23 protein-coding genes are annotated in these 25,405 nt (G+C 66.3%); 10 read left to right on the top strand and 13 right to left on the bottom strand.

Annotation, left to right across the window (positions count from 1 at the left end; translation table 11 throughout):
- Positions 1–154: 154 nt before the first annotated feature.
- The 3 genes from WS69_RS29650 to WS69_RS29640 form a co-directional block, all read right to left on the bottom strand.
- Positions 155–2,401 (bottom strand): RelA/SpoT family protein, encoded by a 2,247-nt coding sequence (locus tag WS69_RS29650; protein WP_059474200.1) that lies wholly within the window; start codon positions 2,399–2,401, stop codon positions 155–157.
- Between the two features lie 45 nt (positions 2,402–2,446).
- Entirely contained in the window at positions 2,447–2,800 is a 354-nt protein-coding gene (locus WS69_RS29645; protein ID WP_059474199.1) for a RidA family protein, read from the bottom strand.
- Positions 2,801–2,873: 73 nt separating this feature from the next.
- Positions 2,874–3,935 carry an alpha/beta fold hydrolase gene (locus WS69_RS29640; RefSeq protein ID WP_059474198.1) on the bottom strand — a complete coding sequence of 354 codons (1,062 nt, stop codon included), beginning with the start codon at positions 3,933–3,935 and terminating at the stop codon, positions 2,874–2,876.
- A gap of 394 nt (positions 3,936–4,329) precedes the next feature.
- On the opposite strand from WS69_RS29640, the gene WS69_RS29635 reads away from it, so the two are divergent.
- Positions 4,330–4,656, top strand: a complete 327-nt coding sequence (locus tag WS69_RS29635) for a hypothetical protein (RefSeq protein ID WP_059597791.1) — start codon at positions 4,330–4,332, stop codon at positions 4,654–4,656.
- 263 nt (positions 4,657–4,919) lie between these two features.
- Here the strand turns inward: WS69_RS29635 and WS69_RS29630 are convergent, their stop codons facing one another.
- Both WS69_RS29630 and WS69_RS29625 read right to left on the bottom strand, forming a co-directional pair.
- Positions 4,920–5,561, bottom strand: a complete 642-nt coding sequence (locus WS69_RS29630) for a CoA transferase subunit B (protein WP_059474197.1) — start codon at positions 5,559–5,561, stop codon at positions 4,920–4,922.
- A gap of 1 nt (position 5,562) precedes the next feature.
- A complete protein-coding gene (locus tag WS69_RS29625; RefSeq protein ID WP_059474196.1) occupies positions 5,563–6,267 on the bottom strand; it encodes a CoA transferase subunit A in 705 nt (234 codons plus the stop codon).
- A gap of 254 nt (positions 6,268–6,521) precedes the next feature.
- Here WS69_RS29625 and WS69_RS29620 point away from each other — a divergent pair, with 254 nt between their 5' ends.
- A complete protein-coding gene (locus WS69_RS29620; RefSeq protein WP_010104198.1) occupies positions 6,522–7,067 on the top strand; it encodes a PAS and helix-turn-helix domain-containing protein in 546 nt (181 codons plus the stop codon).
- 655 nt (positions 7,068–7,722) lie between these two features.
- On the top strand, positions 7,723–9,231 hold the full coding sequence (locus WS69_RS29615) for a cellulase family glycosylhydrolase (RefSeq protein ID WP_442854931.1): 1,509 nt from the start codon (positions 7,723–7,725) through the stop codon (positions 9,229–9,231).
- A 48-nt stretch (positions 9,232–9,279) separates the two neighbouring features.
- Here WS69_RS29615 and WS69_RS29610 read toward each other — a convergent pair whose 3' ends face one another.
- Positions 9,280–9,711 carry an acyl-CoA thioesterase gene (locus WS69_RS29610; RefSeq protein WP_059474194.1) on the bottom strand — a complete coding sequence of 144 codons (432 nt, stop codon included), beginning with the start codon at positions 9,709–9,711 and terminating at the stop codon, positions 9,280–9,282.
- Between the two features lie 44 nt (positions 9,712–9,755).
- Complete coding sequence (locus WS69_RS29605; RefSeq protein WP_059474193.1) at positions 9,756–10,535, bottom strand: SDR family oxidoreductase; 780 nt, start codon at positions 10,533–10,535, stop codon at positions 9,756–9,758.
- 180 nt (positions 10,536–10,715) lie between these two features.
- Here WS69_RS29605 and WS69_RS29600 point away from each other — a divergent pair, with 180 nt between their 5' ends.
- On the top strand, positions 10,716–12,389 hold the full coding sequence (locus WS69_RS29600; RefSeq protein ID WP_059474192.1) for an electron transfer flavoprotein-ubiquinone oxidoreductase: 1,674 nt from the start codon (positions 10,716–10,718) through the stop codon (positions 12,387–12,389).
- Positions 12,390–12,567: 178 nt separating this feature from the next.
- Here WS69_RS29600 and aroC read toward each other — a convergent pair whose 3' ends face one another.
- The 3 genes from aroC to WS69_RS29585 form a co-directional block, all read right to left on the bottom strand.
- Entirely contained in the window at positions 12,568–13,677 is a 1,110-nt protein-coding gene (gene aroC / locus WS69_RS29595) for a chorismate synthase (RefSeq protein WP_059474191.1), read from the bottom strand.
- Positions 13,678–13,989: 312 nt separating this feature from the next.
- A complete protein-coding gene (locus WS69_RS29590) occupies positions 13,990–15,924 on the bottom strand; it encodes an MFS transporter (protein WP_059474190.1) in 1,935 nt (644 codons plus the stop codon).
- Between the two features lie 120 nt (positions 15,925–16,044).
- The gene (locus WS69_RS29585; RefSeq protein ID WP_059474189.1) at positions 16,045–16,509 is read right to left on the bottom strand and encodes a CBS domain-containing protein; all 465 of its coding nucleotides are present in this window, start codon (positions 16,507–16,509) and stop codon (positions 16,045–16,047) included.
- 173 nt (positions 16,510–16,682) lie between these two features.
- Between WS69_RS29585 and WS69_RS29580 the strand changes: the two genes are divergently transcribed.
- Positions 16,683–17,003, top strand: coding sequence for a DUF962 domain-containing protein (locus WS69_RS29580; RefSeq protein WP_059474188.1), 321 nt, complete (start codon positions 16,683–16,685; stop codon positions 17,001–17,003).
- Positions 17,004–17,333: 330 nt separating this feature from the next.
- Here WS69_RS29580 and WS69_RS29575 read toward each other — a convergent pair whose 3' ends face one another.
- Positions 17,334–18,647, bottom strand: coding sequence for a YihY family inner membrane protein (locus WS69_RS29575; protein WP_059474187.1), 1,314 nt, complete (start codon positions 18,645–18,647; stop codon positions 17,334–17,336).
- Between the two features lie 106 nt (positions 18,648–18,753).
- Between WS69_RS29575 and wrbA the strand changes: the two genes are divergently transcribed.
- Genes wrbA through WS69_RS29555 form a run of 4 tightly spaced genes read left to right on the top strand, consistent with a single transcriptional unit; the run spans position 18,754 to position 22,170 of the window.
- On the top strand, positions 18,754–19,362 hold the full coding sequence (gene wrbA / locus WS69_RS29570) for an NAD(P)H:quinone oxidoreductase (RefSeq protein ID WP_059474186.1): 609 nt from the start codon (positions 18,754–18,756) through the stop codon (positions 19,360–19,362).
- Positions 19,359–19,805 carry a DUF2069 domain-containing protein gene (locus tag WS69_RS29565; RefSeq protein WP_059474185.1) on the top strand — a complete coding sequence of 149 codons (447 nt, stop codon included), beginning with the start codon at positions 19,359–19,361 and terminating at the stop codon, positions 19,803–19,805. Before wrbA ends, WS69_RS29565 begins: the two co-directional genes overlap by 4 nt.
- Before the next feature lie 33 nt (positions 19,806–19,838).
- Positions 19,839–21,260, top strand: coding sequence for an FAD-binding oxidoreductase (locus WS69_RS29560; protein ID WP_059474184.1), 1,422 nt, complete (start codon positions 19,839–19,841; stop codon positions 21,258–21,260).
- 31 nt (positions 21,261–21,291) lie between these two features.
- The gene (locus tag WS69_RS29555) at positions 21,292–22,170 is read left to right on the top strand and encodes a metallophosphoesterase (protein WP_059474183.1); all 879 of its coding nucleotides are present in this window, start codon (positions 21,292–21,294) and stop codon (positions 22,168–22,170) included.
- 42 nt (positions 22,171–22,212) lie between these two features.
- Here the strand turns inward: WS69_RS29555 and WS69_RS34375 are convergent, their stop codons facing one another.
- On the bottom strand, positions 22,213–22,386 hold the full coding sequence (locus WS69_RS34375) for a hypothetical protein (protein WP_197419332.1): 174 nt from the start codon (positions 22,384–22,386) through the stop codon (positions 22,213–22,215).
- Between the two features lie 128 nt (positions 22,387–22,514).
- Complete coding sequence (locus WS69_RS29550; RefSeq protein WP_059474182.1) at positions 22,515–23,456, bottom strand: LysR family transcriptional regulator; 942 nt, start codon at positions 23,454–23,456, stop codon at positions 22,515–22,517.
- A 158-nt stretch (positions 23,457–23,614) separates the two neighbouring features.
- On the opposite strand from WS69_RS29550, the gene WS69_RS29545 reads away from it, so the two are divergent.
- Positions 23,615–25,402: an efflux transporter outer membrane subunit gene (locus tag WS69_RS29545; protein ID WP_082716602.1), complete on the top strand. Its 1,788-nt coding sequence runs from the start codon at positions 23,615–23,617 to the stop codon at positions 25,400–25,402.
- Positions 25,403–25,405 lie beyond the last annotated feature (3 nt).

Below are 25,405 nucleotides of genomic sequence, written 5' to 3'. Positions count from 1 at the left end.
GCCGGCTTGCCGCCCCCGCCAACATGCGGACATTTCATTTGCTACAAAACCGGACATTTCTATTTGTCCGCGACAGTGTTTTCGTGCATTTTGTTCGACAAAGTTCGCACCCGTTACCGAGCGGCACAGGTCGCCTTCAGGAGGCGGGCGGCGCTCACGCCTTGCGGGCCGCCCGAACGACGCCGTGGACCTCACCGAGCAGCGTGCACGCGCGCTGCACCTGCGACGCGCTCGACACCTCGACCGTGAACTGCATGAACGCCGCATCGCGGCGGCTCTGTGTCTTCACGCCGATCACGTTCATCTTCTCGCGCGCGAACACTTCGGAGATGTCGCGCAACAACCCCTGCCGGTCGGTCGCCTCGATCAACAGGTCGACCGGATAGACGGACGCGCCGCGCCCACCCAGCACGTCGGCGGACCAGGTCGTCTGCAGCACGCGCTCGGGTGCGCGCTCGGCCATCCGGCGAAACGTCGGGCAATCGCTGCGGTGGATCGACATTCCCTTGCCACGCGTGACGAAGCCGCTGATCGGATCGGGCGGCGCCGGGCGGCAGCAGCGCGCGAGCTGCGTGAGAAGCGCGTCGACGCCGACGACGAGCACGCCCGTCGACGCGCCGTGCGCGACGTTCGCCCCGCTCGCGCGCTTCTCGAAGTTCGCGGGCGCTTCCGGCTCGGGTTCCGGCGCGGGCGCGTCGGAAAGCGCCTGCTCGACGTTGCGCAGGCTGAATTCTTCCTTGCCGACGGCCGCGAACAGCTCGTCGGGCGACTTGAAGCCGAGCTTCGCCGCGAGGTGCTCGAGATTGACCGACGTCCTGCCTTCCCGCTGCAGCGTCTTCTCGACGAGCGCGCGGCCGTGCGCGACAGTCTCCTGCTGATCGACCGCGTTGAACCATGCGCGCACCTTCTGGCGCGCACGCGAACTATGCAGATAGCCGAGCTGCGGATTGAGCCAGTCGCGCGACGGGCCGCCCTCCTTCACCGCGACGATCTCGACCGTCTGGCCGTTCGCAAGCGGCGTGTTGAGCGGCACCATCGCGCCGTCGACGCGCGCGCCGCGGCACCGATGGCCGAGCTCGCTGTGCAGGTGGTACGCAAAATCGACTGGCGTCGCGCCCTGCGGCAACGCAATCACGCGCGCCTGTGGCGTCAGCACGTAGATGTGGTCGTCGTCGAGCGTCGTCTCGCGCAACTGCGCCCATGCTTCGCGGCCGCTCGCGCCGTCGCCGCCGCCGCTGTCCGCGACCTCGTCCTTCCACGCGAGGAGCTGGCGCAGCCAAGCGATCTTCTCGTCGTACTTCTCGCTTGCCGAGAACTGGCCGCCGTAGCCGCGCGCGCCCGCTTCCTTGTAGCGCCAGTGCGCGGCGACGCCGTATTCGGCGAAGCGGTGCATTTCCTGCGTGCGGATCTGCACTTCGAACGCGCGGCCATCGTCGCCGATCACGACCGTGTGCAGCGATTTGTAGCCGTTCGGCTTCGGCCGCGAGATGTAGTCGTCGAATTCCTTCGGCACCGGCTGCCACAGGTGGTGAACGATGCCGAGCACCGTGTAGCAATCCTTGATGTCCGGAACGATCACGCGAAACGCGCGCACGTCGTAGAGCTCGGAGAAGTCGAGCTCCTTGCCGCGCATCTTGCGCCAGATGCTGTATATGTGCTTCGGACGGCCGCTCACCTCGGCCTGGATGTGCGCGGCCGCGAGCTCGTGCTGCAGCCGCTCGATCGCCTCCGCCACGTACGCCTCGCGCTCGACGCGTTTCTCGTCGAGCAGCTTCGCGATACGCTTGTACGTGACGGGATCCTCGAAGCGGAACGCGAGATCCTCGAGCTCCCACTTCAGCTGCCAGATGCCGAGCCGGTTCGCGAGCGGCGCGTAGATCTCGAGCGTCTCGCGTGCGGCATCGGGCGTCGGCTCGATTTTCGCGGCCGCGTAGTAGCGCAGCGACTGCAGCCGCGACGCGAGCCTGATCAGCACGACACGGATGTCCTGCGCGAAGGCGAGCAGCATCTTGCGCAGCGCCTCGATCTGCGCGCGCCGCTCGGCCTGCGCATCGCGGCCCGCTTCGACGGGCGCGCTCTGAGCGGCGCGCAGGCTCATGGTACCGAGACGCAGCAGTTTGCGCACGTCGGTGACGAGACGCGCAACCTCGTCGCCAAAGCGCTCGGCGATCTGCTTTTCGGGATCGCTCAGATACGGCGCGAGCGCGAAGAGCGCGGCTGCCTGCACTGCGGGCGGATCGACGTTCAGCCGCTGCATGATCGTCGACGTGCCGGCTGCGTGATCCGAGAGCAGTTCGCCCGACGACAGGCGCGCGTCGCCTGCATGCTCGCGCACGAACGCGAGCACGTCGTCGATCGACGGCGCCGCAGCGGTGGCGGTGGAAGCAGAATCAGCTGTCATCGTCGGGTATTGCGTGTGGCTGGAAAAAACGTGTCGCGCTCCGGCTCAGCTGCGCTGCGCGGCGACGATCACCACTTCGACGAGGCAAGCGGGGTTTGCTAGCTTCGCCTCGACGGTCGCGCGCGGCGGCGTCGCGCCCGGTGCGACCCATGCGTCCCACACTTCGTTCATGCCCGGGAAGTTCGCCATGTCGGAGATGAAGATCTGCACCGACAGCAGATTCGATTTGTCGCTATTCGCCTCGCCGAGCAGGCGGTCGATGTGGCCGAGCACTTCGCGCGTCTGGCCCTTGATGTCCTGCGCCGTGTCCTCGGCGATCTGGCCCGCGAGGTAGACGGTGCCGTTGTGGATCGCGATTTCGGAAAGACGGGGGCCGACGTGGTGACGAGTAACTGCCATGAGAATTCCCGGTTGAATGGTTGATCGGTGGACGTCGCGGCAAACCCGCGGGCGGGCAACGCCGAACCGCATATTATGACGCGTGCGGCGTGTCCCCGACGAAAAATTGGCGAGCGATCGTGATCTGATCGGCGCTCACGAACGCGGGCGCGTGGCCGGCTTCCGCAATCTCGACGCTCGACACCGCGCGGCCGCGCGCCTTCATCGCATCGACCGTGTCGCGCGACAGCAGATCCGACTGCGCGCCGCGCACGACGAGAAGCGGCCCCGCGAACGCCTCGAGCGAATGCCATAGCCATGCCTCGCCCTGCGCATTCGCTTCCGGCGTCGCCGCCTTGAACGGCACCGCGATGCGCGGGTCGTAGCGCGCGCGCCATGAGCCGTCCGGATCCTGCACGAGAAGCGGCCGGTTCAGCGCGCGCCACTCGTCGGGCGTGAGCGGGCCGAAAGGCAGCGACAGCGACGCCAGGTAATCGACGCCCTCCTGCTCGGTCGCGAAGCGCTTGTCGAGCCCCGTGTATTCGCCGATGCGCTCGAGCGCGGCGGGCTCGATGTGCGGACCGATGTCGTTGACGATCATCTTGCCGATCGGCGCACCCGGCAATCCGCCGAGCGCAAGGCCGATCAGGCCGCCCATCGACGTGCCGAACCAATCGACGCGCTCGACATCGAGACGCGCGATCAGCGTCACGATGTCGGCGACGTATTGCGGCACGCCGTAGAGCCTCGGATCCGCGAGCCAGTCCGACCGGCCGCGCCCGGCCACGTCGGGACAGACGACGCGATAGACATCGGACAGCGCCGCCGCGAGGCGATCGAAATCGCGCCCCGAGCGCGTGAGGCCGTGCACGCAGACGAGCACGCGCGGATTCGCGGGATCGCCCCACTCGGTGTACGCGACGTGGTGCAGGCCCGTGGGATGCGCGCATTGCACGCGACGCTCGCGCGGTGAGACGGAAGTGACAAGGTTCGATGACATCGGCGCATCCTGATGAACGATCGGCACGGTCGAACGCTCGGCGCCCTGATGGCGACGGGCCGCCGAACACATGGGCCGATTGTAAACCGCTTCGCCGCGCGCGGCCGGTCGGCCGAACGGCTCGTGACGCGACGCGCCGCGACTCGCGCGCCGCATGCCCGAGAAGAAATATCCCGTCGCTTCATTTCAAGAATCTGTCCCAAGAATCGAATTTCAGGAAAGTCGAACTGAATGATCAAATTGATCAAATCGATCGCCGACGCCTTATCGACGAATCGATGCCTCGCATGGAGGAACCGGCAACTGCTGCAACGTGTCGCACGCCCCCCACGAACCGCTGCGGCGCGGCCCGCGGCAGGCCCGGCCATCGCCGCCCGCTCGCGCTTCACGCGCGAAAACGCCGTCGTGTCATCGACTTCGCCCGATTCATTTCATGCGCTCTGCCCCCAAAAAAACAATATCGCCCATTCACGCACTCGCGATTCGTTTCAGCCGGCTGTCGCGCCGATGTCCAGCGACGCATCATCCGTCCGACAGAAGGAGGCGCACGATGTCCACGCAGATTCTGATCGCCGGTTGCGGGCTCGGCGGCACGATGCTCGCCAATCAGCCCGCGTCGATACTGTTCGACGAAGTCATCCGCAACGAAGTGCGGATCACGCTGCTGTCCGATTCGCCGGACCACGACTACAAGCCGGCGTTCATGTATGTCGCGTTGGGCGCATGCTTTCGCAACGAGCTGACGCCGACGCGCGCCGAGCGCGTGCTGCTGCGTCCCGAGATCACGTTCGCCGTCGATCGCGCGACGCATTTCGACTCGCGACGCAGCACGTGCACACGAAGAGCGGCAAGCGCTAAGGCTACGACCATCTCGTGATCGCGACGGGCTGCGTGCCGTCTCCCGAGCGCATCGAAGGCCACGCCGAAGCGGGCGACCGATCCGAGACGCTCCGCACCGCGCATCGACACGCACCGCTCGATGCGCAGCCGAGCGCCCACCGCCGCCAATCGAAACGCGAAAACAAAAGCGCCCCGTGTCTTCCCGACACGGGGCGCTTTCATCCCGCCGTTGCAGCCGCACCGCCGGGCGACGGCGCGGCGCACGCAAGCACCGTGCCGCGCCGCGCCGAAACCGCAACGTCACGCAACCGCGCTCACATCGAGCGGCGCGCCTGTCTTCGCCATGATCTCGTCGACGCTCACGCCGTCGGCAAGCTCGAGCACCTTGAGCCCGCCCGGCGTCACTTCGATCACGCCGAGATCCGTGATGATCAGGTCGACGACCCCGACGCCCGTCAGCGGCAGCGTGCATTCCTCGAGGATCTTGTGCTGGTCGCCCTTCGCGACGTGCTCCATCAGCACGACGACGCGCTTCACGCCAGCGACGAGGTCCATCGCGCCGCCCATCCCCTTGATCATCTTGCCGGGAATCATCCAGTTCGCGAGGTCGCCGTTCTTGCTGACCTGCATCGCGCCGAGGATCGCAAGGTTGATGTGGCCGCCCCGGATCATCGCGAACGAATCGGCCGACGAGAAGATCGACGAGCCCGGCAGCGTCGTCACGGTCTGCTTGCCGGCGTTGATGAGATCGGCATCGACTTCGTCCTCGGTCGGCGACGGGCCGATCCCGAGCAGGCCGTTCTCCGACTGCAGCCACACTTCGACGCCCGCCGGCACGTGGTTCGCGACGAGCGTCGGCAGCCCGATGCCGAGGTTCACGTAGAAGCCGTCCTGCAATTCCTTCGCCGCGCGCGCGGCCATCTGGTCACGATTCCAAGCCATCTCAGTCTCCTTTCGCGCGCACGACGCGTTGTTCGATGCGTTTTTCCGGCGTCGCGTTGAGCACGAGCCGCTGCACGAAAATGCCGGGCGTGTGGACCTGATCCGGATCGAGCTCGCCGTTCTCGACGATCTCCTCGACTTCGGCGACCGTGATCCGGCCCGCCATCGCACACATCGGATTGAAGTTGCGCGCGGTGCGGCGGTAGATCAGATTACCGGACTTGTCGGCCTTCCACGCCTTCACGAGCGCGACGTCGGCCGTGAGCGAAGGCTCGAGCACGTAACGCTTGCCGTCGAACTCGCGCGTCTCCTTGCCTTGCGCGATCACAGTGCCGTAGCCCGTCTGCGTGAAGAACGCCGGGATGCCCGCGCCGCCCGCGCGCAGCTTCTCGGCGAGCGTGCCTTGCGGCGTGAACTCGAGTTCGAGTTCGCCCGACAGATACTGGCGCTCGAATTCCTTGTTCTCGCCGACGTACGACGAAATCATCTTCTTGATTTGCCGGGTGTCGAGCAGAAGTCCGAGGCCGAAGCCGTCGACGCCCGCATTGTTGCTGATGCAGGTGATGCCTTTCACGCCCGAGTCGCGCAGCGCGGCGATGAGCGCTTCCGGGATGCCGCACAGGCCGAAGCCGCCGACCGCGAAGGTCTGTCCGTCATGGACGACGCCCTCGAGCGCGGCAGCCGCGCTTGGGTAGACTTTGTTCATCTGTATGTCCCTTCCTCTATGGAAACCAGCTCGACGGTCCGCGCGGCTCGCGCGCGCGACGGACCCGTCGCACCATTCTAAGCACGCGCGGCGAATGCTGCCGCGACGATGCGTTTTCTTCTTTTATCCGGTCGCGGCATGGGCCGCGACATGTGTGAAAGGGTACGATGCGCACCGGATGCGGCACAATACGCAAAATTACATAAGCATTCGCCGCCACGCGCGCGGCGCCCGATCACTGTCCGTCAGCGTACATGCCCGCCATCGACTACCAGACCGCCTTCCATCTCGCGCCGATCGGCCTCGTGCTGTCGCGCGACCGCGTCATCGAGGATTGCAACGACGAGCTCGCCGCGATCTTCCGCTGCGCGCGCGCCGACCTGATCGGCCGGTCGTTCGAGGTGCTCTACCCGTCGTCCGACGAATTCGAGCGGATCGGTGAGCGGATCTCGCCCGTGATGATCGCGCACGGCAGCTACGCGGACGACCGCATCATGAAGCGCGCGAGCGGCGAGCTGTTCTGGTGCCACGTGACGGGCCGCGCGCTCGACCGCACGGCGCCGCTCGCCGCGGGCGTGTGGACGTTCGAGGACTTGAGCGCGACGCGGCGCGTCGCGGTCGAATTGACGCCGCGCGAGCGCGAGATCGCCGCGCAGCTCGCGACCGGCAAGACGAGCAAGCAGATCGGCCGCGTGCTCGACATCAGCTCGCGCACGGTCGACATCTACCGCGCGCGGCTGATGCGCAAATACGGGACGGGAAATACGGCCGAGCTGGTGCAACGCCTGCTCGGGCAGTGAAGACTCGGGGCTCGGGCAGTGAAGACTCGGGAAGCCGCCCGCCCGGGCAGGCGGACGAGCGCGCACGAATGACCGCGTCCAGCCCATGCCGGCTGCCGGGGAATCAAGAACGTCGAGGAACCGAGTTCTTGCCGCGGCCTGAGCCGATCCATTGCCGCCCAAAACTCAATAATTTCATTCCCCGATACCGATTAGATCGAATTTCGACTCTACACTTTTTCGAAAAAATTATTTAACCTTGTGAAACACATTCCGGATTAGATCAAGCAATCTGAAATATCACACGGGAAGCAACGTATTCGCATTTACCAATTCAATAAAGCTTATATAGATAGCGAAAATGTCGGCCTCTCGGCCGGACGCTTCATATCGTCTTGGTCGAATTGGATCCTCGGTCGATCCTGCTTCGCAGCACCTTCGATCGACACCAGGACGCGACAATTTCATGCTGCCGACTGCAGAGTCGCCAGCGCACTACGACGGATGCCGCAGGGAGCTGAATAATCGAGCGGCCGGGCGATCTCCCGAGGGGGCTGCCTTGCCTCAGCAAAACGCCGCGACGGACTCTCGCATCGATCGGATCATCCAAATCTCAAATTAACTACGCCAACCCAAAGGGCCAGGTGAATTTATGATTATCGCGAGAGCAAGATATATGTTCGTCATTTTTATCATGAATATGATCGGATGCCATTCCGCATTTTCTCAAACCAATACCCCGGTAACGGGCATCGACCTGGGCGGCGAAATCCTCGACATTATCAATCAGAATCCCAAAAATCCGGCGCAAGCGATCAATAACTATATGGCGGGTGTTGCCGCAATGAACGTGCGATGGGTGCGCATTCATCTCGATTGGTCGCAGATCCAGCCAGCGTCGACATGGATCTTCACCAGCGATCCCAATCCCGGCATCAGCAGCGGCCTGACCTGGGGCACGACGGACCTCATCGTTCGGGCAGCCAGAAATTATGGAATGCGAATTCTCGGCGTGATCATATTGACGCCGCGATGGGCAGTCAGTTCGCAATGTCCGAGCAGCTACCGGCAGTCGAATAACGGCGCCTACGCGCTATGCGCGCCGAACCTCACGTCGTACACCAACTTTGCCCGGGCAGCCGCCAAACATTACAGCAGCGATAGTTATGGCGGAAAAATCGATGCGTGGGAAATCTGGAACGAACCGAATTGCGGCCCCAATTTCATCCCTCATGATCCGGTGCTCTACACCCGGATCCTGAAGAACGCGTATCCGGCGATCAAACAGGGCAATCCATCAGCATACGTCTATGCGGGCGGCAGTTCGGGATGCATCACGTCTCCGAACAATGGAACCGGTGCGCTTCCGTCGACCGGCGTAGCCGGTCTCGCGAATTCGGTGGATTCCCGATACCCCGTTCCGTCGCAATGGGAGCCCCGCGACTGGCTAGCCGTGATGTACGCGAACGGCGCACAGGGGTATTTCGACGGGCTCGCTCACCATCCTCATTGTCATAGCGACGACTGGCAGTCGCCGGGCGATCAGTGCCCGAGCACGACCCTCAACTCCGTGTACCCGGATTACTCAAATCCGTTCAACATCATGTGGCATACCTTCTCGTCGCCTTCTTACGGCTGGCCATCCCCCACCGGCAAGACCTTTGCCAGTTACACGGGAACGAGCCTGCGCGACCTGATGAGCGCAAACGGCGATGGAGGGAAACCCATCGTGATCACGGAATTCGGCGTTGCGACAACCGCATCGGACGGCGCCACCAATTTCACCGGCCAACTGGGCGGCAGTTCACAGCAATACACGAACGCAGATTTTCAGACGATGGCGCCTTCCTACCTGACGCAGGCGAATCAGGCCCGCGAGTACAAGGCGCTGATGGCGTGGATAGCCAATCAGCCATACGGCCAATACGGACCGGTCTACGCGTATTGCTACTCCGACATGGTGCTGTCGTCGGCATACAGCGCAAACATCTACGAGCCGTATTTCGGCCTGGTGACGATCACCCCCTCGACAGGATCGACCGGAACGGCAGGAGCACCCAAGATCGCAGGGACTTACCAGGCCGTGTCAGGACAGTACTATCCGGCCTGGCCCAATTTCGGCGCTGCCGCTACGGCGGCAGCCAATCAAACCCCGGGCTACGCGCCGGTCGGCCCCGGCTGGTGAAGCCTCGAGAAAGCAAGCGGGAAAACGAGTGACAGCGCGCCGCCGCGCTCAAGCAACCTTCGCCTGCAGCGCGCTTTCGATCGTGTTGCGCAGCAGATCGGGCAGCGGCGCCGACTTGCCGAGCGCGTAGTCGACCCACACGCAGCGCGCGGCGCCGCGCGCGTACACGTGCTCGGGGTCGTCCGAGCGGGTCAGCTCGAACGCCGTGTCGAAGCTGCTGCGGCCTGGCTTCGCGGCCGACAGCCGCGCGATCACATCACCCGGATAATGAAGCTGCCTCAGGAACTCCATCGACGCGTTGACGACGACGGGTCCCTGCCCCTCGCCGTTGCCGCCCGCGATGCCGAGCTTGCCGAACCATGTGACGCGCGCCTCTTCCATGTAGCGGAAGTAGACCGTGTTGTTCACGTGACCGAACGCGTCCATGTCGCCCCAGCGGATCGGCATCGAGATTTCGAAAACAGGGGTGTAATTGCTCATCGCACTCTTCTTTTCTGCAAGGTGAAACCGATCGGCGCGGCCGCTCACGCGAGGCCCAGACCGTCGTCGGCCGATACGATCGAGCCGTTGATGAACTGCGATTCGTCGGCGGCGAGGAGGAGCAGCAGTCCGTCGAGATCCTGCGGCTTGCCGACTCGCCGGCGCGGCAGCGTCGACTGCAGCTTCTGGCCCTGCTCGGTATCCCACAGATAGTGATTGATCTCAGTGTCGATGTAACCGGGGCAGATCGCGTTGACGTTGATTCCGTGGCGGCCCCATTCGAGCGCCATCGCGCGCGTCATATGGACGACGGCCGCCTTGCTCATCGCGTACAGGCCGATCTGCGAGAACGGCCGCAGGCCCGCGACCGACGCGATGTTGATGATCCGGTACGCCGGCTTTGCATTGCCATTGCCCGCGCGCATCATCATCCGCTTCGCGACTTCCTGCGCGACGAAGAACGCGCCGCGCGTGTTCGTATCGAACACGTACTCGAAATCGGCGGGCGTCACGTCGACGAGTTTCTGCATCGTCGACACGCCCGAATTGTTGACGAGGATGTCGATCGTGCCCGCCTCCGTTTCCGCGTGCGCGACAGCCGCCTTGATGCTCTGGTAATCGGTAACGTCGAGCGACACGACGTGCGCGGCGCCGCCCGCCGCCTCGATTTCCGCGCGCAGCTCCTTCAGGCGCTCGACGCGCCGGCTCGCGAGCACGACCTTCGCGCCCGCCTGCGACAGCACCTGCGCGAAGCGCTGCCCGAGACCGCTCGACGCGCCCGTGATGAACGCGACCTTGCCTTCCAGATTGATCGAACGGCCCATGCCGACTCCTCTTTATCCCGATGACATCATGCCGCACCAGTATGAAGTGTTCCCGCGTGCGACCCAACCCCAAAAATAGAACGATCGTGCTAATCTAGGATCTCGCTGTTGCGGCAAGCGTTTTATTTCGCCGACAATACGGTCCCGAATAAAAGCATTCTAATGGTTAGAGGAGCGATCATGACCCCCGCAAGCCTCATCGAGCAATACGGCCCTCGCGAATCGATGGAATATGACGTCGTGATCGTCGGCGGCGGCCCTGCGGGCCTGTCGGCGGCCATCCGGCTCAAGCAGCTCGCCGCCGGAAAAGGCATGGAAATCGGCGTCTGCGTGCTCGAAAAGGGCTCGGAGATCGGTGCGCACATCCTGTCGGGCGCGGTGATGGACCCGCGCGCGATCACCGAGCTGTTCCCCGACTGGAAGGCGCAAGGCGCGCCGCTTTCCGTCGAAGTCACCGAAGACCGCTTCCTGTTCCTGACCGAGAAAGGTTCGATGCAAGTGCCGAACTGGGCGCTGCCGGACAACTTCAAGAACCACGGCAACTACGTGATCAGCCTCGGCAACGTCACGCGCTGGCTCGGCCAGCAGGCCGAGGCGCTCGGCGTCGAGATCTTCCCGGGCTTTCCGGCGGCCGAGATCCTCTACAACGACGACGGCTCGGTCAAGGGCGTCGCGACGGGCAACATGGGGATCGGCAAGGACGGCGAGCCGACCGAGAACTTCCAGCTCGGCATGGAACTGCACGCGAAGTACACGCTCTTCTGCGAAGGCGCGCGCGGCCACCTCGGCCGCCAGCTGATGGACAAGTTCAAGCTGAACGCGAACAGCGATCCGCAGGCGTACGGCATCGGCATCAAGGAGCTGTGGGAGATCGATCCGGTCAAGCACAAGCCGGGCCTCGTGATCCACACGGCCGGCTGGCCGCTGTCGTCCGACACGTACGGCGGCTCGTTCCTGTATCACATGGACAACAACCAGGTCGTCGTCGGCTTCGTCGTCGGCCTCGCGTACACGAACCCGTACCTGTCGCCGTTCGAGGAGTTCCAGCGCTACAAGACGCACCCGGCGATCCGCCCGTTCCTCGAAGGCGGCAAGCGCGTGTCGTACGGCGCGCGCGCGATCACGGCCGGTGGCCTGCTTTCGCTGCCGAAGACCGTGTTCCCCGGCGGCGCGCTCGTCGGCGACGATGCGGGCTTCCTGAATGCGTCGCGAATCAAGGGCAGCCACGCGGCGATCAAGACCGGCATGCTCGCCGCCGAAGCCGCGTTCGACGCGGTGCAGGCAGGCCGCCAGGCCGACGAGCTGACCGCGTACCCGGACGCGTTCAAGACATCGTGGCTCTACACCGAGCTCTATCGCGCGCGCAACTTCAAGCAATGGATGGGCAAGGGCCTGTACCTCGGCACGCTGATGGTCGGCATCGAGCAGAAGCTGATGAACGGCAATGTGCCGTGGACGCTGCATCACCAGCACGCGGACCACGAGATGCTGAAGCCCGCGTCGCAGTGCCAGCCGATCGATTATCCGAAGCCGGACGGCAAGCTGACGTTCGACCGGCTGTCCTCGGTATTCGTCTCGAACACCAATCACGAGGAGAACCAGCCGGCGCACCTGACGCTGAAAGACGCGACGGTGCCGGTAAACGTGAACCTGCGCACGTACGCGGGGCCGGAAGCGCGCTTCTGCCCGGCCGCCGTCTACGAGTTCGTGAAGAGCGACGACGGCACCGATCGTCTCGTGATCAACGCGCAGAACTGCGTGCATTGCAAGACCTGCGACATCAAGGACCCGACGCAGAACATCGTGTGGGTCACGCCGGAAGGCGGCGGCGGGCCGAACTATCCGAACATGTGACCGTGCGCCCGCGCGACGCGCGGGCATGGCGGCCGCATCGTCTCGGATGCGACAAAACGAAACGGGCGCCGAGGCGCCCGTTTTTTCGACTTCGTCTTTTGCCGACTTCGTCGATACGCGGCGATTTCCACGCGCCGCACGCAAGCGGCGCGGGATACGCCCCGCATTCAAATCGGGCTCACTCCGCCCCCGGCGCGCGCGCCGCGATCTTCGGCGTCGCGGTCGACACGTCGCCGCACTGTGCGCGATGCCGCAGCGCGTGATCGATCAGGACGAGCGCGAGCATCGATTCGGCGATCGGCGTCGCGCGAATCCCGACGCACGGATCGTGACGGCCGAACGTCTCGACGACGGCCGGCTCGCCCGCTTTCGTGATCGAGCGGCGCGGCGTGCGGATGCTCGACGTCGGCTTGATCGCGATCGACACCGTGACGTCCTGCCCCGTCGAGATGCCGCCGAGCACGCCGCCCGCGTGATTGCCGACGAAGCCCTCCGGCGTCAGCTCGTCGCCGTGCACCGAGCCGCGCTGCGCGACGCTCGCGAACCCCGCGCCGATCTCGACGCCCTTCACCGCGTTGATCCCCATCATCGCGTGAGCGATGTCCGCATCGAGGCGGTCGAAGAGCGGCTCGCCCCAGCCGGCCGGCACGCCTGACGCGACGACGCTGATCCGCGCGCCGATCGAATCGCCGTCCTTGCGCAGCGCGTCCATGTAGTCCTCAAGCTGCGGGACGACATCCGCGTTCGGCGCGAAGAACGGATTCTCGCGCACGTGCGACCAGTCGACGAACGGAATCTCGATCTCGCCCAGCGCGCTCATGTAGCCGCGCACCTCGACGCCGAAACGCTCGCGCAGCCACTTCTTCGCGATCGCGCCCGCGCCGACGACGGGCGCCGTCAGCCGCGCCGACGACCGGCCGCCGCCGCGATAGTCGCGCACGCCGTACTTCTGCCAGTACGTGTAGTCGGCGTGGCCGGGGCGGAATGTGTCGGCGATGTTGCCGTAGTCCTTGCTGCGCTGGTCGGTGTTGCGGATGAGGAGCGCGATCGGCGCGCCCGTCGTCACGCCTTCGAACACGCCGGACAGGATCTCGACCTGATCGGGCTCCTGACGCTGCGTGACGTGGCGCGACGTGCCGGGCTTGCGGCGGTCGAGCTCGAGCTGGACGTCGGCTTCCGTGAGCGCCATGCCCGGCGGGCAACCGTCGATCACGCAGCCGATCGCGGGGCCGTGCGACTCGCCGAAGGTCGTGACAGTGAAAAGCGTGCCGAGGGTGTTGCCGGACATAGGGCCGTCCAAAAAGAGTCAATCGGGGAAGCCGGTATTATGCCAGCCCGTTTCGGGCGATGCGGCGATATGGCGCGCCCGGCCGATGTCGCGCGCCGCCTTGCCGCATCGCACGATCGGCCATGGCGCCCATTGCAGCGGTTCGCTTCGGAGCAAAACGGGGAAGCGGCCGGCGCGCGATGCAACGGGCTTTCTCGATCGGACAGCGGGGCGACCGTGCGGGCACCGCGAGCACCGGAACGCACCGCCCGGCCCGAGCCGCGTTCGAACACGGACGGCCGCCACGACAAGGCCGCCCGCCGCGCGCGCCGCTTACTTCCGCGCGCCGCGCAACTCGGCCACGGCGGACTGCAGCGCCTCGGGCGTCGCCGCCGCGGCCGGGATCGGCTCGCCGACCGCGAGCGTGAGACGGCTCATCACGCCGCGCTTCACGGGACGCGGCCAGCGCGCGTCCTCGTGCCTCGAGAACACGCTGCCCCACAGCCCGCGCAACGCCACCGGCACGACAGGCACGCTCACACGCGCCAGGATCTCTGTGGCGCCGTGGCGGAACGCGTTGATGTCGCCCGTCTTCGTCAGCTTGCCTTCCGGAAAGATGCAGACGAGCTCGCCTTCGCGCAGCGCGGCCTCGCATGCGTCGTACGCGCGCGCGAGCATCGCGGGGTCCTCGTGGCGCGGCGCGATCGGGATTGCCTTCGCGTGGCGGAACGCCCAGTTCGCGAAGCGCGTCTTGAAGATCCGGTGATCCATCACGAAGCGGATCGGTCGCGGGCTCGCCGCCGCGAGCACGAGCGCATCGACATAGCTCACGTGATTGCAGACGAGGAGCGCGGCGCCGTCGTCCGGAATCCGCTCCGCGTGCACGAGTCGGATCCGGTAGAACGTGTGCACGAGCGCCCACGCGATGAAGCGCAGCAGGAACTCCGGCACGAGCGAATAGATGTACGACGCGACGACGACGTTCAGGAGCCCGGTCACGAGGAAGATCCCCGGAATGCTGACGCCCGCCTTCGTGAGCAGCATCGCCATCAGCGCCGACACGATCATGAAGAGCGCATTCAGGATGTTGTTCGCGGCGATGATCCGCGCGCGGTGCGTCGGCGCGCTGCGGCTCTGGATCAGCGCATAGAGCGGCACGCTGTAGAAGCCGCCGAACATCGCGAGCAGGAACAGGTCCGCCAGAATCCGCCAGTGCGCCGCATGGCCGAGGAACTCGCCGACCGTCAGCAGATGCGTCTGCGCGGGCAGCGCGTGGCTCGCGAAATAAAGCTCGATCGCGAACGCGCTGATGCCGAGCGAGCCGAGCGGCACGAGCCCGATCTCGACGCGCCGCCGCGACAGCCGCTCGCACAGCAGCGAGCCCAGGCCGATGCCGAACGAGAACGTCGCGAGCAGCACGGTGACGACGTCCGGGTTCGCCGACAGCACGTCCTTCGCGAAGCCGAAGAACGACGTGAGGAACGTCGCGCCGACGAACCACAGCCACGAAATGCCGAGGAGGCTCAGGAACACCGTGCGATTCTCGCGCGCGAGCTTCAGGTTGCGCCACGTTTCCGAAAAAGGGTTCCAGTTGATCGAGAGGTTCGGCTGCGGCGCGGGCGTCACCGGCACGCCCGCCGCGGCGAGCCTCCCGACGAGCGCGACGCCGACGCAGCAGACGGCGAGCAGCACCTCGCCGCGCCCCGAGATGCCCGCCGCTGCGCCGCCGGCGATTGTGCCGATCAGGATCGCGACGAACGTGCCCATCTCGACGAGTCCGTTGCCGCCGACGAGCTCGTGATCGTTCAAATGCTGCGGCAGGTACGAATACTTGACGGGCCCGAACAGCGTCGAGTGCATGCCCATCATGAACGTGCACAGATAGAGCAGCGGCGCGCTGTGCGTGACGAAGCCGGCTGCGCCGACCGCCATCAGCGCGATCTCGAAGGTCTTCACGAAGCGCGTGAGACGCGCCTTGTCGTACTTGTCGGCGATCTGCCCCGCCGTCGCCGAAAACAGCACGAACGGCAAAATGAAGATCGCCGAGATCACGAATGCGGCCGTTTTCGGATCGATGCCGCTGAATTTCGCCGTTTGATAGGTGACGAGCGACGTGAAGCCGATCTTGAAGACGTTGTCGTTCAGCGCGCCCATGAACTGCGTCGCGAAAAACGGCGCGAAGCGGCGCTCGCGCAGCAGATCGAACTGCGACGGGTGGGCGTGGTGCTTCCCGCGCCGCGCGGTCGAAAGAATGGAGGGATCACTCATGCGTGGGTGCGCCCGCGCATCGCGTCGGCACGATCGCACACGCAGGCGGACAAAGAAATGAGGGGGATCGCCGGGGCGGATGCGCCGCCCGGCGGCCTGCACGCGCGGCCGCGCGCGGGCTCAGCTTGCAAGCGGCTTGCGCTCTTCGCTGTCGGGTTCCGGCCAGTCGCGGATGTACGCCTTCAGCATGCGGTTCTCGAAGCTCTGCGCCTCGACGACCGTCTTCGCGACGTCGTAGAACGAGATCACGCCCATCAGCACACGCTTGTCGAGCACCGGCATGTAGCGGGCGTGCCGCTCGAGCATCATTCGGCGCACTTCGTCGATGTCGGTCTCCGGCGTGCACGTGAGCGGCTCGTCCATCACGGTGCGCACGAGCACCTCGCCGATGCTGCCGCCGTTCGCCTTCAGGCGCAGGATGATCTCGCGGAACGTCAGGATCCCGACGAGATCGCCATACTCCATCACGACGAGCGAGCCGATGTCGTGTTCCGCCATCGTGTCGACCGCATTGCGCAGCGGCATATCGGGCGTCACGGTAAACAGCGTATTGCCCTTGACTTTCAGAATATCGCTGACGCGCATCGTTGTCCCCTATTGCAACTTGTGCATAATCGGCTTTCGATCCTAACGGAAAGCCCCGCAAAAGGAAAGCGCGCGGCGGTGGGCAGCGCACCGGTTGCGGCGGGCGACGCCCCGCCGCACAATGAAACCCGTGACGCGCCGCGCGGCTGCCGCCGGCGCCCGAGGAGACTGTCATGGCACATTCCGCGCATACCGAGCATTTCTCGAGTTTCACCGAGTTCTATCCGTTCTATCTTGACGAGCACCGCAATATCGTCTCGCGGCGGCTGCACTTCATCGGCTCGCTCGGCGTGATCGGCTGCGTCGCGATGGCGCTCGCGACGGGCCTCTGGCGGTGGCTGCCCGCCGCCGTCGTTTGCGGCTACGGATTCGCGTGGATCGGGCACTTCTTCTTCGAGAAGAACCGCCCCGCGACGTTCCGGCACCCGATCTACAGCCTGATGGGCGACTGGGTGATGTTCAAGGACATCTGCACCGGCAAGCTTTCGATCTGACCCGCTTGGGCGGGCGGCGGGCGAATGATGCGCCGCACGCCGATGCGGCGCCCCGGCGTCGCGCGGCCGCCGTCCGAGCGGGCCCGCGCTCTGTGCGCTGTCGCACGAGCGTCTCGTCGACGCCCCTTCCAAAAGTGACGCCGTGATGACAATGGCTTCGTCCGCTTCGTCCGCTTCGTCCGCTTCGTCCGCTTCGTCCGCTTCGTCCGCTTCGTCCGCTTCGTCCGCTTCGTCCGCTTCGTCCGCTTCGTCCGCTTCGTCCGCTTCGTCCGCTTCGTCCGCTTCGTCCGCTTCGTCCGCTTCGTCCGCTTCGTCCGCTTCGTCCGCGCGTCAGGCGGTGCGCGGCGGCCGTGCCGACGTCGGCCGCGCCGCCTCCTGCGCGCCCCGCGTCGCCCCCGTCTTGCGGCGCGCGATCAGCTCCGCGAGCGACAGATCGAGCTTCTCGCTCGCGAACGCATCGAGAAGCGCCGCGCAGTCGACCTCCGTCTTGCCGCGCTGCGCCTGGTAGACGAGTTCCGACCGGTCGATCACGAGCACGTCGAACAGATTCGCGACCGTCAGGCGCTCCGGGTTCGCGAGCATCACGTAGTGCGGCGCGGCGTCGCTGCCGCTTTGCAGCCGCGCGACCCACTCGCGCTCCTCGAGCGTCGACAGGAGCCGCTGCGCGGTTTCCATGTCGCAGCGCGCCATCAGCGCGAGCCGCACGGCCGTATAGCCTGGCCTGCCCGCCTCCTGCGCCTCGGCGAGCCGCGCGAGTAATTCCAGCGAATCGAGCAGGTCGCTGCCCGGATAGTGGATTCTGTGAAACTGGCCGACCCGGATCGCCGGCAGCGCCGACGCGATCATCGCGCCCGCGAGCGTGACGAACCAGCTCAGATACATCCACAACAGGAACATCGGCACGGTCGCGAACGCGCCATACACCGCGGTATAGGTCGGGATGCGCCGCACGTAGTAGCCGAAGCCGCGCTTCGCGAGCTCGAACGCAACCGCCGCGCAGACGCCGCCCACCGCCGCGTCGCGCCACGCGACCGTGCAGTTCGGCAGATACACGTAGAGCAGCGTGAACGCGAGCACCGTGAGCGGCAGCGACGCGGCCGTCAGCAGCCATTCGAAGATGGGCGGCGTGCTCGTCGACCCGGCGAACGCGAGCGATTTCGTGAACAGATACGACGACATCGACAGGCTCACGCCGAACAGGAGCGGCCCGAGCGTGATGAGCGCCCAGTACGCGAGCACGCGCTGCGCGAATGGCCGCGGCTTGCGCACGCGCCAGATCAGGTTGAACGCGGATTCGACCGTCATCATCGTCATCACGGCCGTGACGACGAGCACGATGAGGCCCGCCGTCGTCAACCCCTTCGCCTTCGACGCGAACTGGTTCAGGTACTTGAAGATCTGGCTGTTGAACTGCGCGGGCATCAGGTGATCGGCGAGGAACCCCTGCAGCGAGTTCTGGAACGACGCGAACATCGGAAACGCGGTAAAGAGCGCGAAGGCGACCGTCACGAGCGGCACGAGCGCGAGCATCGTCGTGAACGTGAGACTGCCCGCGACCTGCGGGATGCGGTCTTCCGCGCTGCGCTTCGCAGCGAAGCGCGCGAGACGCTTGATGGTGTCGAGGTCGACGCTCAACTTCGGCAACGGCTTTCTCCTTTTGCTGCACGTGCCGCGCGCGTTGCGCGGAGGTCGAGCCGCGCCCCTTCGCAGCGGCTTCAGCCCCTATAATAGCCGCTCGTTCAAGGGGCCTATGAAAGACATCCTCGTCCTCTATTACAGCCGCCACGGCGCGACACGCGAACTCGCGCTCGCGATCGCGGCGGGCATCGACAGCGTTCCGGGCATGCAGGCGCGCATCCGTACCGTGCCGCCCGTGTCGGCCGTCTGCGAGGCGACGCAGCCCGACATCCCCGACGACGGCCCGCCGTACGCGGAGCCGCGCGACCTCGACGAATGCGCGGGTCTCGCGCTCGGCTCGCCCACTCGCTTCGGCAACATGGCCGCGCCGCTCAAGTACTTCCTCGACGGCACGACGCCGCAATGGCTGTCGGGCACGCTCGCGGGCAAGCCGGCCTGCGTGTTCACGTCGACGGGCAGCCTGCACGGCGGCCAGGAATCGACGCTGCTGTCGATGATGCTGCCGCTCCTGCACCACGGCATGATGATCGTCGGAATTCCTTACACCGAATCCGCGCTGTCCGTCACGCAGACGGGCGGCACGCCGTACGGCGCGTCTCATTTCGCGCGCGCGGCCGACGCCGCGCACGAGCGCATTTCCGCCGACGAAAAGGCGCTCGCGCACGCGCTCGGCGCGCGGCTCGCACGCACCGCGTCGCTGCTCGGCGCCGCGTCCGCATGAACGCGCCCGCGCCCGGCTCGGCGAAGCCGCTCGCCGCGCGCGCGGCCGTGCTTTGCCTCGTCGCGCTGATCGCGCTTTGCGTCGCGTGGGAAACCTGGCTCGCGCCGCTGCGGCCGGGCGGCTCCGCGCTGATCCTGAAGGCCGTGCCGCTCGCGCTCGCGCTGCCCGGCGTGTGGCGGCGCAGCGTCTACACGCTGCAGTGGGCGTCGATGCTGATTTTGATTTATCTTGCAGAAGGCATCGTGCGCGGCATGACGGACGGCGGCCTGTCCGCGCGGCTCGGCTGGCTCGAGGCCGCGCTCGCGCTCGGCTGCTTCGGCGCGGCGCTCGCCTACGTCGCGCCGTACAAACGCGCCGCGAAACAAGCCACACAGCGGGCCACAAAGCGGGCGGTGAAGCACGCGCAAGACCGTCCGTCCGTGCCAGGCCGCCCCCGTTCCTGATTTTTTCGATTGCCAGACCTCCGAACGAACGCCATGACTTCCTCTTCCGCTTTCGTCGACGCGTGCCGCCAGGCGATCGGCGCCGACTACGTGCTGACCGATCCTCACGACACCGCCTCGTTCCTGACCGACTGGCGCCGCCGCTATCAGGGCGCCGCGTGCGCGGTGCTCAAGCCCGCGAACACCGAAGAGGTCGCGGCGCTCGTGAAGCTCGCGGTCAAGCACCGCGTCGCGCTCGTGCCGCAAGGCGGCAACACGGGCCTCGCGGGCGGCGCGACGCCCGATGCGAGCGGCGCACAGGCGGTGCTGAGCCTCTCGCGCCTGAACCGCGTGCGCGCGCTCGACCCGCACAACAACACGATCACCGTCGAGGCGGGCGTGATCCTCGCCGACGTGCAGGCGCGCGCGCAGGAGGCGGACCGGCTCTTTGCGCTGAGCCTCGCCGCCGAAGGCAGTTGCACGATCGGCGGCAATCTCGCGACGAACGCGGGCGGCACCGCAGTGCTGCGCTACGGCAACGCGCGCGAGCTGTGCCTCGGTCTCGAGGTCGTCACACCGCAAGGCGAGATCTGGGACGGCCTGCGCGGGCTGCGCAAGGACAACACCGGCTACGATCTGCGCGATCTCTTCATTGGCGCCGAAGGCACGCTCGGCATCATCACGGCCGCGGTGATGAAGCTGCATCCGCGCCCCGCCGCGAAGGTCACCGCGCTCGCCGCGCTCGAATCGCCGCACGCGGCGCTCGATTTCCTCGCGCTCGCGCAACGCGCCGCCGGCCCGTTGCTGACGGGCTTCGAGCTGATGTCCGACTTCTGCATGAAGCTCGTCGGCAAGTACTATCCGCAGTTGCGCTACCCGTTCGACGCGACGCATCCGCAGACCGTGCTCCTCGAATTGTCCGACAACGAAAGCGAGACGCACGCGCGCGCGCTTTTCGAGACGATGATGGAAGCGGCATTCGAGGCGGGGCTCGTCGTGGACGCGGTCGTCGCCGAGAACCTCGCGCAGTCGCGCGCGTTCTGGGATCTGCGCGAGCACATCCCGCTCGCGCAGGCGGACGAAGGGCTCAACATCAAGCACGACATCGCGGTGCCGATCTCGTCGATCGCGCGTTTCATCGACGAGACCGACGCGGCGATCCAGGCGGCCGCGCCCGGCGCGCGGATGGTCACGTTCGGCCACCTCGGCGACGGCAACCTGCACTACAACGTGCAGATGCCCGAGGGCGGCGATCCGAAGGCGTTCCTCGCCGCGCACCAGGCGCCCATCAACCGGATCGTCTACGACAACGTCCACAAGCATCGCGGGACGATCAGCGCCGAGCACGGCATCGGCCAACTGAAGATCGACGACGCGCAGCGCTACAAGCCGGCCGTCGAGATCGGGCTGATGCGCGCGCTGAAGACGGCGCTCGATCCGCTCAACCTGATGAACCCCGGCAAAGTGCTGCACTGACGCCGCCAGCCGTGATACGAAGGAGCCGTCCGTGAAGATCCGCGTGCTGTCCGACCTGCATCTCGAATGCAACGAGCCCGACGCGATCCCATACGCGCACGCGGATCTCGTCGTGCTCGCGGGCGATATCCACAATCACGCGGAAGGCTTGCGCTGGGCGGCGGAGACGTTCGATCCGGACATGCCCGTCGTCTATGTGCCCGGCAACCACGAGTACTACGACGGCGAGTTCGGCGCACTCGAAGCGGCGATGCGCGATGCCGCCGCGACGCTCGATCACGTCCACTACCTGAACAACGCCGCTTACGTCGATCCGGCCGGACGCTTTCGCGTACTCGGCACGACGCTCTGGAGCGATTTCGAGCTGTTCGGCAGCGACGCGGACGCGCGCGCGCAGTCGATCGCCGCGTGCGAGCGCGTGATGCTCGATTTCAAGGGCTTGATTCAGGTGGATTGGCCGAGCGACGCCGGCGACGAAGAGAAGGCTCGCGCGCATCGCGCCGCGGGGAAGGCGTCGGCCCGAGCCATCGAGGCCGAGCCGGGTCCGCGCAGCTTCGCGCCGCGCGACGCGCTCGCGTTGCATTGCACCGCCCGCGCGTGGCTCGAGCGCGAGCTCGAAAAGCCGTGGGCGGGCGCGACGATCGTCGTCACGCACCACGCGCCGCACCGCGCGAGCCTCGCCGCGCGCTACGCCGGCGATCTCGCGTCGGCCGGCTTCATCAGCGATCTGAGCGCGCTCGTGCGGCCGCCCGTCGCGCTATGGATTCACGGCCACACGCATACGTCGTTCGACTACACGACCGCGGAAGGCACGCGGGTCGTCTGCAATCCGCGCGGCTACATCCGCCGGCGCACCGGCGAGCGGGAAAATCCGTCATTCGAATGGGGCAAGATCGTCACGCTCGCGTGACGCGAGCGCGCGGCGAAACGGAACGCCACGCCGCGCAGGCGTTCAGAGCACGGTGCGGCGGCCGTCCCGATGCGGACGGCGCGTACGCGCACGCACCGGCACCGGCACGCGGCGCTGTTGCGCTTCGAGCGCGCGCAGCATCTCGCGCGACGCCGCGATCCCGATTGCGCCGAACAGCGCGAGCGCGCCGCAACCCAGCAGCAAAGGCGTATTCATCGATTTCTCCCCGATCCGTCGATTGCGTTAAACGAATACATGGAACGACAGTAACAAACCCGGCGCGGCGGGAGCGTAAAAAAATGTTGCGACAGCGTCAAAATGCGTCAATTCCGCAGAGCGCCGCCTCAGGTCTGCACGGTGAAGCGCTCGAGCGCCGCTTCGTCGGCCTCGAGAATCGAAGGCAGCTCGTCGCGCAGGAAGTCGACCCACGTGCGGATCTTTGCGTCGAGATATTGGCGCGACGCGTAAAGCGCATAGATGTTCATCACGTGCGACCGGTACTCGGGCATCACGCGGACGAAGTCGCCGTTGCGCAGCCCGGCGATCGCCGAATAGAGCGGCAGCACGCCGATCCCCATCCCTTCGCGAATGCCGGCCGCGAGCGCCTCCGCGACGTTCACGCGAAACGGCGGCGGCGCGAGCGTCACGCTCTCTTCGCCGTGCGGCCCCATCAGCTTCCATTCGTCCCAGTAGAGGCCCGGCGCGACCATCCCGAGGCACACGTGACTCGCGAGATCCTGCGGCCGCTGCGGCGCGCCGTGACTCTCGATGTAGCCGCGCGACGCGCAGACGACGCTGAACGTTACGCCGAGCCGCTGCGACACGAGCCCCGAATCGGGCAGCTCGCGCCCGACGACGAGCGACACGTCGAATCCTTCGTCGAGCAGGTCCGGCAGCCGCTGCGCGAGCGTCAGATCGATGTGGACCTCCGGATAGCGCTGCTGATAGCGTGATACCGCGGGCACCGTGTAGTGCTGGCCGAGGCTCGTCATGCAGTGCACCTTCAGCTTGCCGGACGGGCGCGCGTGCGCATCGCTCGCCTCCGCCTCGGCCTGCTCGACGTACGCGAGGATCTGCTCGCAGCGCTGCAGGTAGCGCTCGCCCGCCTCGGTGAGCGCGATGCGGCGCGTCGTCCGGTTCAGGAGACGCGTGCGCAGGTGCGCTTCGAGATCGGAAACCGCTCTCGAAGCGTATGCCGTCGTCGAATTGAGCTGCTGCGCCGCCGCCGTGAAGCTGCCCGCATCGACCACGCGGACGAACACACGCATGTTTTGGAGCGTATCCATGCTATTTCCCTATTGAATCCGGAAGGATTGTTGCATAAATATTCAACAATATTGTCTCAATTTCCGTAAGAATGCGTTGCACCATTGTCGGTTTATTTGGCAATCCGCAAAAAAATATAATCGCATCCGACTCATCTTTATCCGAAAGGGAGAAAATCGTGCAATCTCCGGCAACAAAAGGGACGTTTGCACTCGCGGTTCTTGCAATCTCATTAATAATGGCCGGATGCGCGAGCATGGGCGATGTTGCGCCGCAAGCAAAGCAGATCGATCCGGCGTCGCTCGACGCGGGCGCAGCGATCGCGGCGGCCGACCGCGACGCGGGCTGGCCCGCGTCCGACTGGTGGCGCGCATATCGCGATCCGCAACTCGACGCATGGATTGCCGCGTCGCTTGCCGGCAATCCGTCGCTCGCGGCCGCTCAGGCGCGCGTGCGCGAGGCGCAGTCGCTCGCGCGCATCGCGCACGCCGACGAACTGCCGCAGATCAACGGCAACCTGTCGCTGATGCGGCAGCACTGGCCGGACAACGTCTATTACGGCCCCGGCCCGCTCGCCGACGCCGACACCTGGAACAACACGGGCACGCTGAGCCTGTCGTACCGCCTCGATCTGTGGGGCAAGGACAAGAACAACGCGGAGCGCGCGCTCGACACGGCGCGCGCCCGCGCGGCCGACGCCCGTGCCGCGCAGCTCGAGCTCGAAGCGAACGTCGTGCGCGCGTATATCGACTTCGCGAAGAACTACGCGCTCCTCGACATCGCGCACACGACCTACGAGCGTCAGCGCGCGCTCGCCGGACTCGCGCACAAGCGCCTTCGCGCGGGCATCGGCACGCAGCTCGAAGTGAGTCAGGCCGAGGCGCCGCTCCCCGACTATTCGCGCCAGATCGATTCGTACGAAGAAGCCATTCAGCTCGGCCGCCACCAGCTCGCAGCGCTCGCGGGCAAGGGACCGGGCGCGGGTGCGTCGCTCGCGCGGCCCATGCTCGCGCTCGACGCGAACGCCGGCCTGCCGTCCGCGCTGCCCGCCGAGCTGATCGGCCGCCGGCCGGACGTCGTCGCCGCGCGCTGGACGGTCGGCGCGCAAGCGCGCGGGATCGACGTCGCGAAGGCCGCGTTCTATCCGAACGTCGACCTGATCGCGTCGCTCGGCGGTTTCGCGGTCAGCGCCCCGTTCGCGACGTTCCTGCGCGCGATGAACGGCGGCTGGTCCGCAGGCCCCGCGCTCACGCTGCCGATCTTCGAAGGCGGCCGGCTGCGCGCGCAGTTGGGCGTCGCGTCGGCCGGCTACGACGAGGCGGTCGAGCAATACAACCAGACGATCGTCGGCGCGCTGAAGGACATCGCCGACAACGTCGTGCGGCTGCACTCGCTCGACTCTCAGCAAAAGGACGCCGCGCGCGCAGTCGCGCTCACGCAGCGCTCGTACGATCTGTCGCATGCGGGCTTCAGCCGCGGGCTGACCGACTACGTGAACGTGCTGCTCGCGCAGAGTCAGTTGCTGACTGCGCAGGAGAACCAGACGCGCATCGAAGCCGCTCGGCTCGCCGCGCAGGCATCGCTGATGGTCGCGCTCGGCGGCGGGCTCGAAACCGAGAGCGCCGCGCCGCATGACGCGCCGGCAGGCAACGCGCGGCGCGCGGGCGCGGCTGCTTCGGCTGCTTCGGCTGCTTCGGCTGCTTCGGCTGCTTCGGGTACTTCGGGTACTTCGGGTACTTCGGGTACTTCGGGTACTTCGGGTACTTCGACCGGCGCCCGTGCTCCGGCGGGCGCGGCTGCATCGACTGCGTCCGCCGGCAACCGCGCCGCCATCGCGGCGCGCGCGTCGGCGAAGCCCCCCGTCGCGACCGCGACCGACATCGTTGCGACCGCCGCGGACGCATCCTTGCCGACGTCCGCCGCGGCGAACGCCGCAACGTCGTCCGCCACGCGCGCCGCCCGCTAACCG

It is taken from the genome of Burkholderia sp. BDU5 (assembly GCF_001522845.1).
Lineage (GTDB): Bacteria > Pseudomonadota > Gammaproteobacteria > Burkholderiales > Burkholderiaceae > Burkholderia > Burkholderia mayonis.
Note: the sequence above shows the minus strand (reverse complement) of the source record. Positions and strands in the feature narration are given on the sequence as shown.

What these genes read in the sequence shown, in the direction of transcription:
- WS69_RS29585 (WP_059474189.1), bottom strand. Translation starts at nt 16,509, where the DNA reads ATGCGCGTCAGCGATATTCTGAAAGTCAAGGGCAATACGCTGTTTACC.
- WS69_RS29590 (WP_059474190.1), bottom strand. Translation starts at nt 15,924, where the DNA reads ATGAGTGATCCCTCCATTCTTTCGACCGCGCGGCGCGGGAAGCACCAC.
- WS69_RS29550 (WP_059474182.1), bottom strand. Translation starts at nt 23,456, where the DNA reads ATGGATACGCTCCAAAACATGCGTGTGTTCGTCCGCGTGGTCGATGCG.
- WS69_RS29605 (WP_059474193.1), bottom strand. Translation starts at nt 10,535, where the DNA reads ATGGGCCGTTCGATCAATCTGGAAGGCAAGGTCGCGTTCATCACGGGC.
- wrbA (WP_059474186.1), top strand. Translation starts at nt 18,754, where the DNA reads ATGAAAGACATCCTCGTCCTCTATTACAGCCGCCACGGCGCGACACGC.
- WS69_RS29650 (WP_059474200.1), bottom strand. Translation starts at nt 2,401, where the DNA reads ATGACAGCTGATTCTGCTTCCACCGCCACCGCTGCGGCGCCGTCGATC.
- WS69_RS29630 (WP_059474197.1), bottom strand. Translation starts at nt 5,561, where the DNA reads ATGGCTTGGAATCGTGACCAGATGGCCGCGCGCGCGGCGAAGGAATTG.
- WS69_RS29610 (WP_059474194.1), bottom strand. Translation starts at nt 9,711, where the DNA reads ATGAGCAATTACACCCCTGTTTTCGAAATCTCGATGCCGATCCGCTGG.
- WS69_RS29580 (WP_059474188.1), top strand. Translation starts at nt 16,683, where the DNA reads ATGGCACATTCCGCGCATACCGAGCATTTCTCGAGTTTCACCGAGTTC.
- WS69_RS29565 (WP_059474185.1), top strand. Translation starts at nt 19,359, where the DNA reads ATGAACGCGCCCGCGCCCGGCTCGGCGAAGCCGCTCGCCGCGCGCGCG.
- aroC (WP_059474191.1), bottom strand. Translation starts at nt 13,677, where the DNA reads ATGTCCGGCAACACCCTCGGCACGCTTTTCACTGTCACGACCTTCGGC.
- WS69_RS29640 (WP_059474198.1), bottom strand. Translation starts at nt 3,935, where the DNA reads ATGCGGCGCGCGAGTCGCGGCGCGTCGCGTCACGAGCCGTTCGGCCGA.
- WS69_RS34375 (WP_197419332.1), bottom strand. Translation starts at nt 22,386, where the DNA reads ATGAATACGCCTTTGCTGCTGGGTTGCGGCGCGCTCGCGCTGTTCGGC.
- WS69_RS29615 (WP_442854931.1), top strand. Translation starts at nt 7,723, where the DNA reads ATGTTCGTCATTTTTATCATGAATATGATCGGATGCCATTCCGCATTT.
- WS69_RS29645 (WP_059474199.1), bottom strand. Translation starts at nt 2,800, where the DNA reads ATGGCAGTTACTCGTCACCACGTCGGCCCCCGTCTTTCCGAAATCGCG.
- WS69_RS29560 (WP_059474184.1), top strand. Translation starts at nt 19,839, where the DNA reads ATGACTTCCTCTTCCGCTTTCGTCGACGCGTGCCGCCAGGCGATCGGC.
- WS69_RS29620 (WP_010104198.1), top strand. Translation starts at nt 6,522, where the DNA reads ATGCCCGCCATCGACTACCAGACCGCCTTCCATCTCGCGCCGATCGGC.
- WS69_RS29625 (WP_059474196.1), bottom strand. Translation starts at nt 6,267, where the DNA reads ATGAACAAAGTCTACCCAAGCGCGGCTGCCGCGCTCGAGGGCGTCGTC.
- WS69_RS29600 (WP_059474192.1), top strand. Translation starts at nt 10,716, where the DNA reads ATGACCCCCGCAAGCCTCATCGAGCAATACGGCCCTCGCGAATCGATG.
- WS69_RS29635 (WP_059597791.1), top strand. Translation starts at nt 4,330, where the DNA reads ATGTCCACGCAGATTCTGATCGCCGGTTGCGGGCTCGGCGGCACGATG.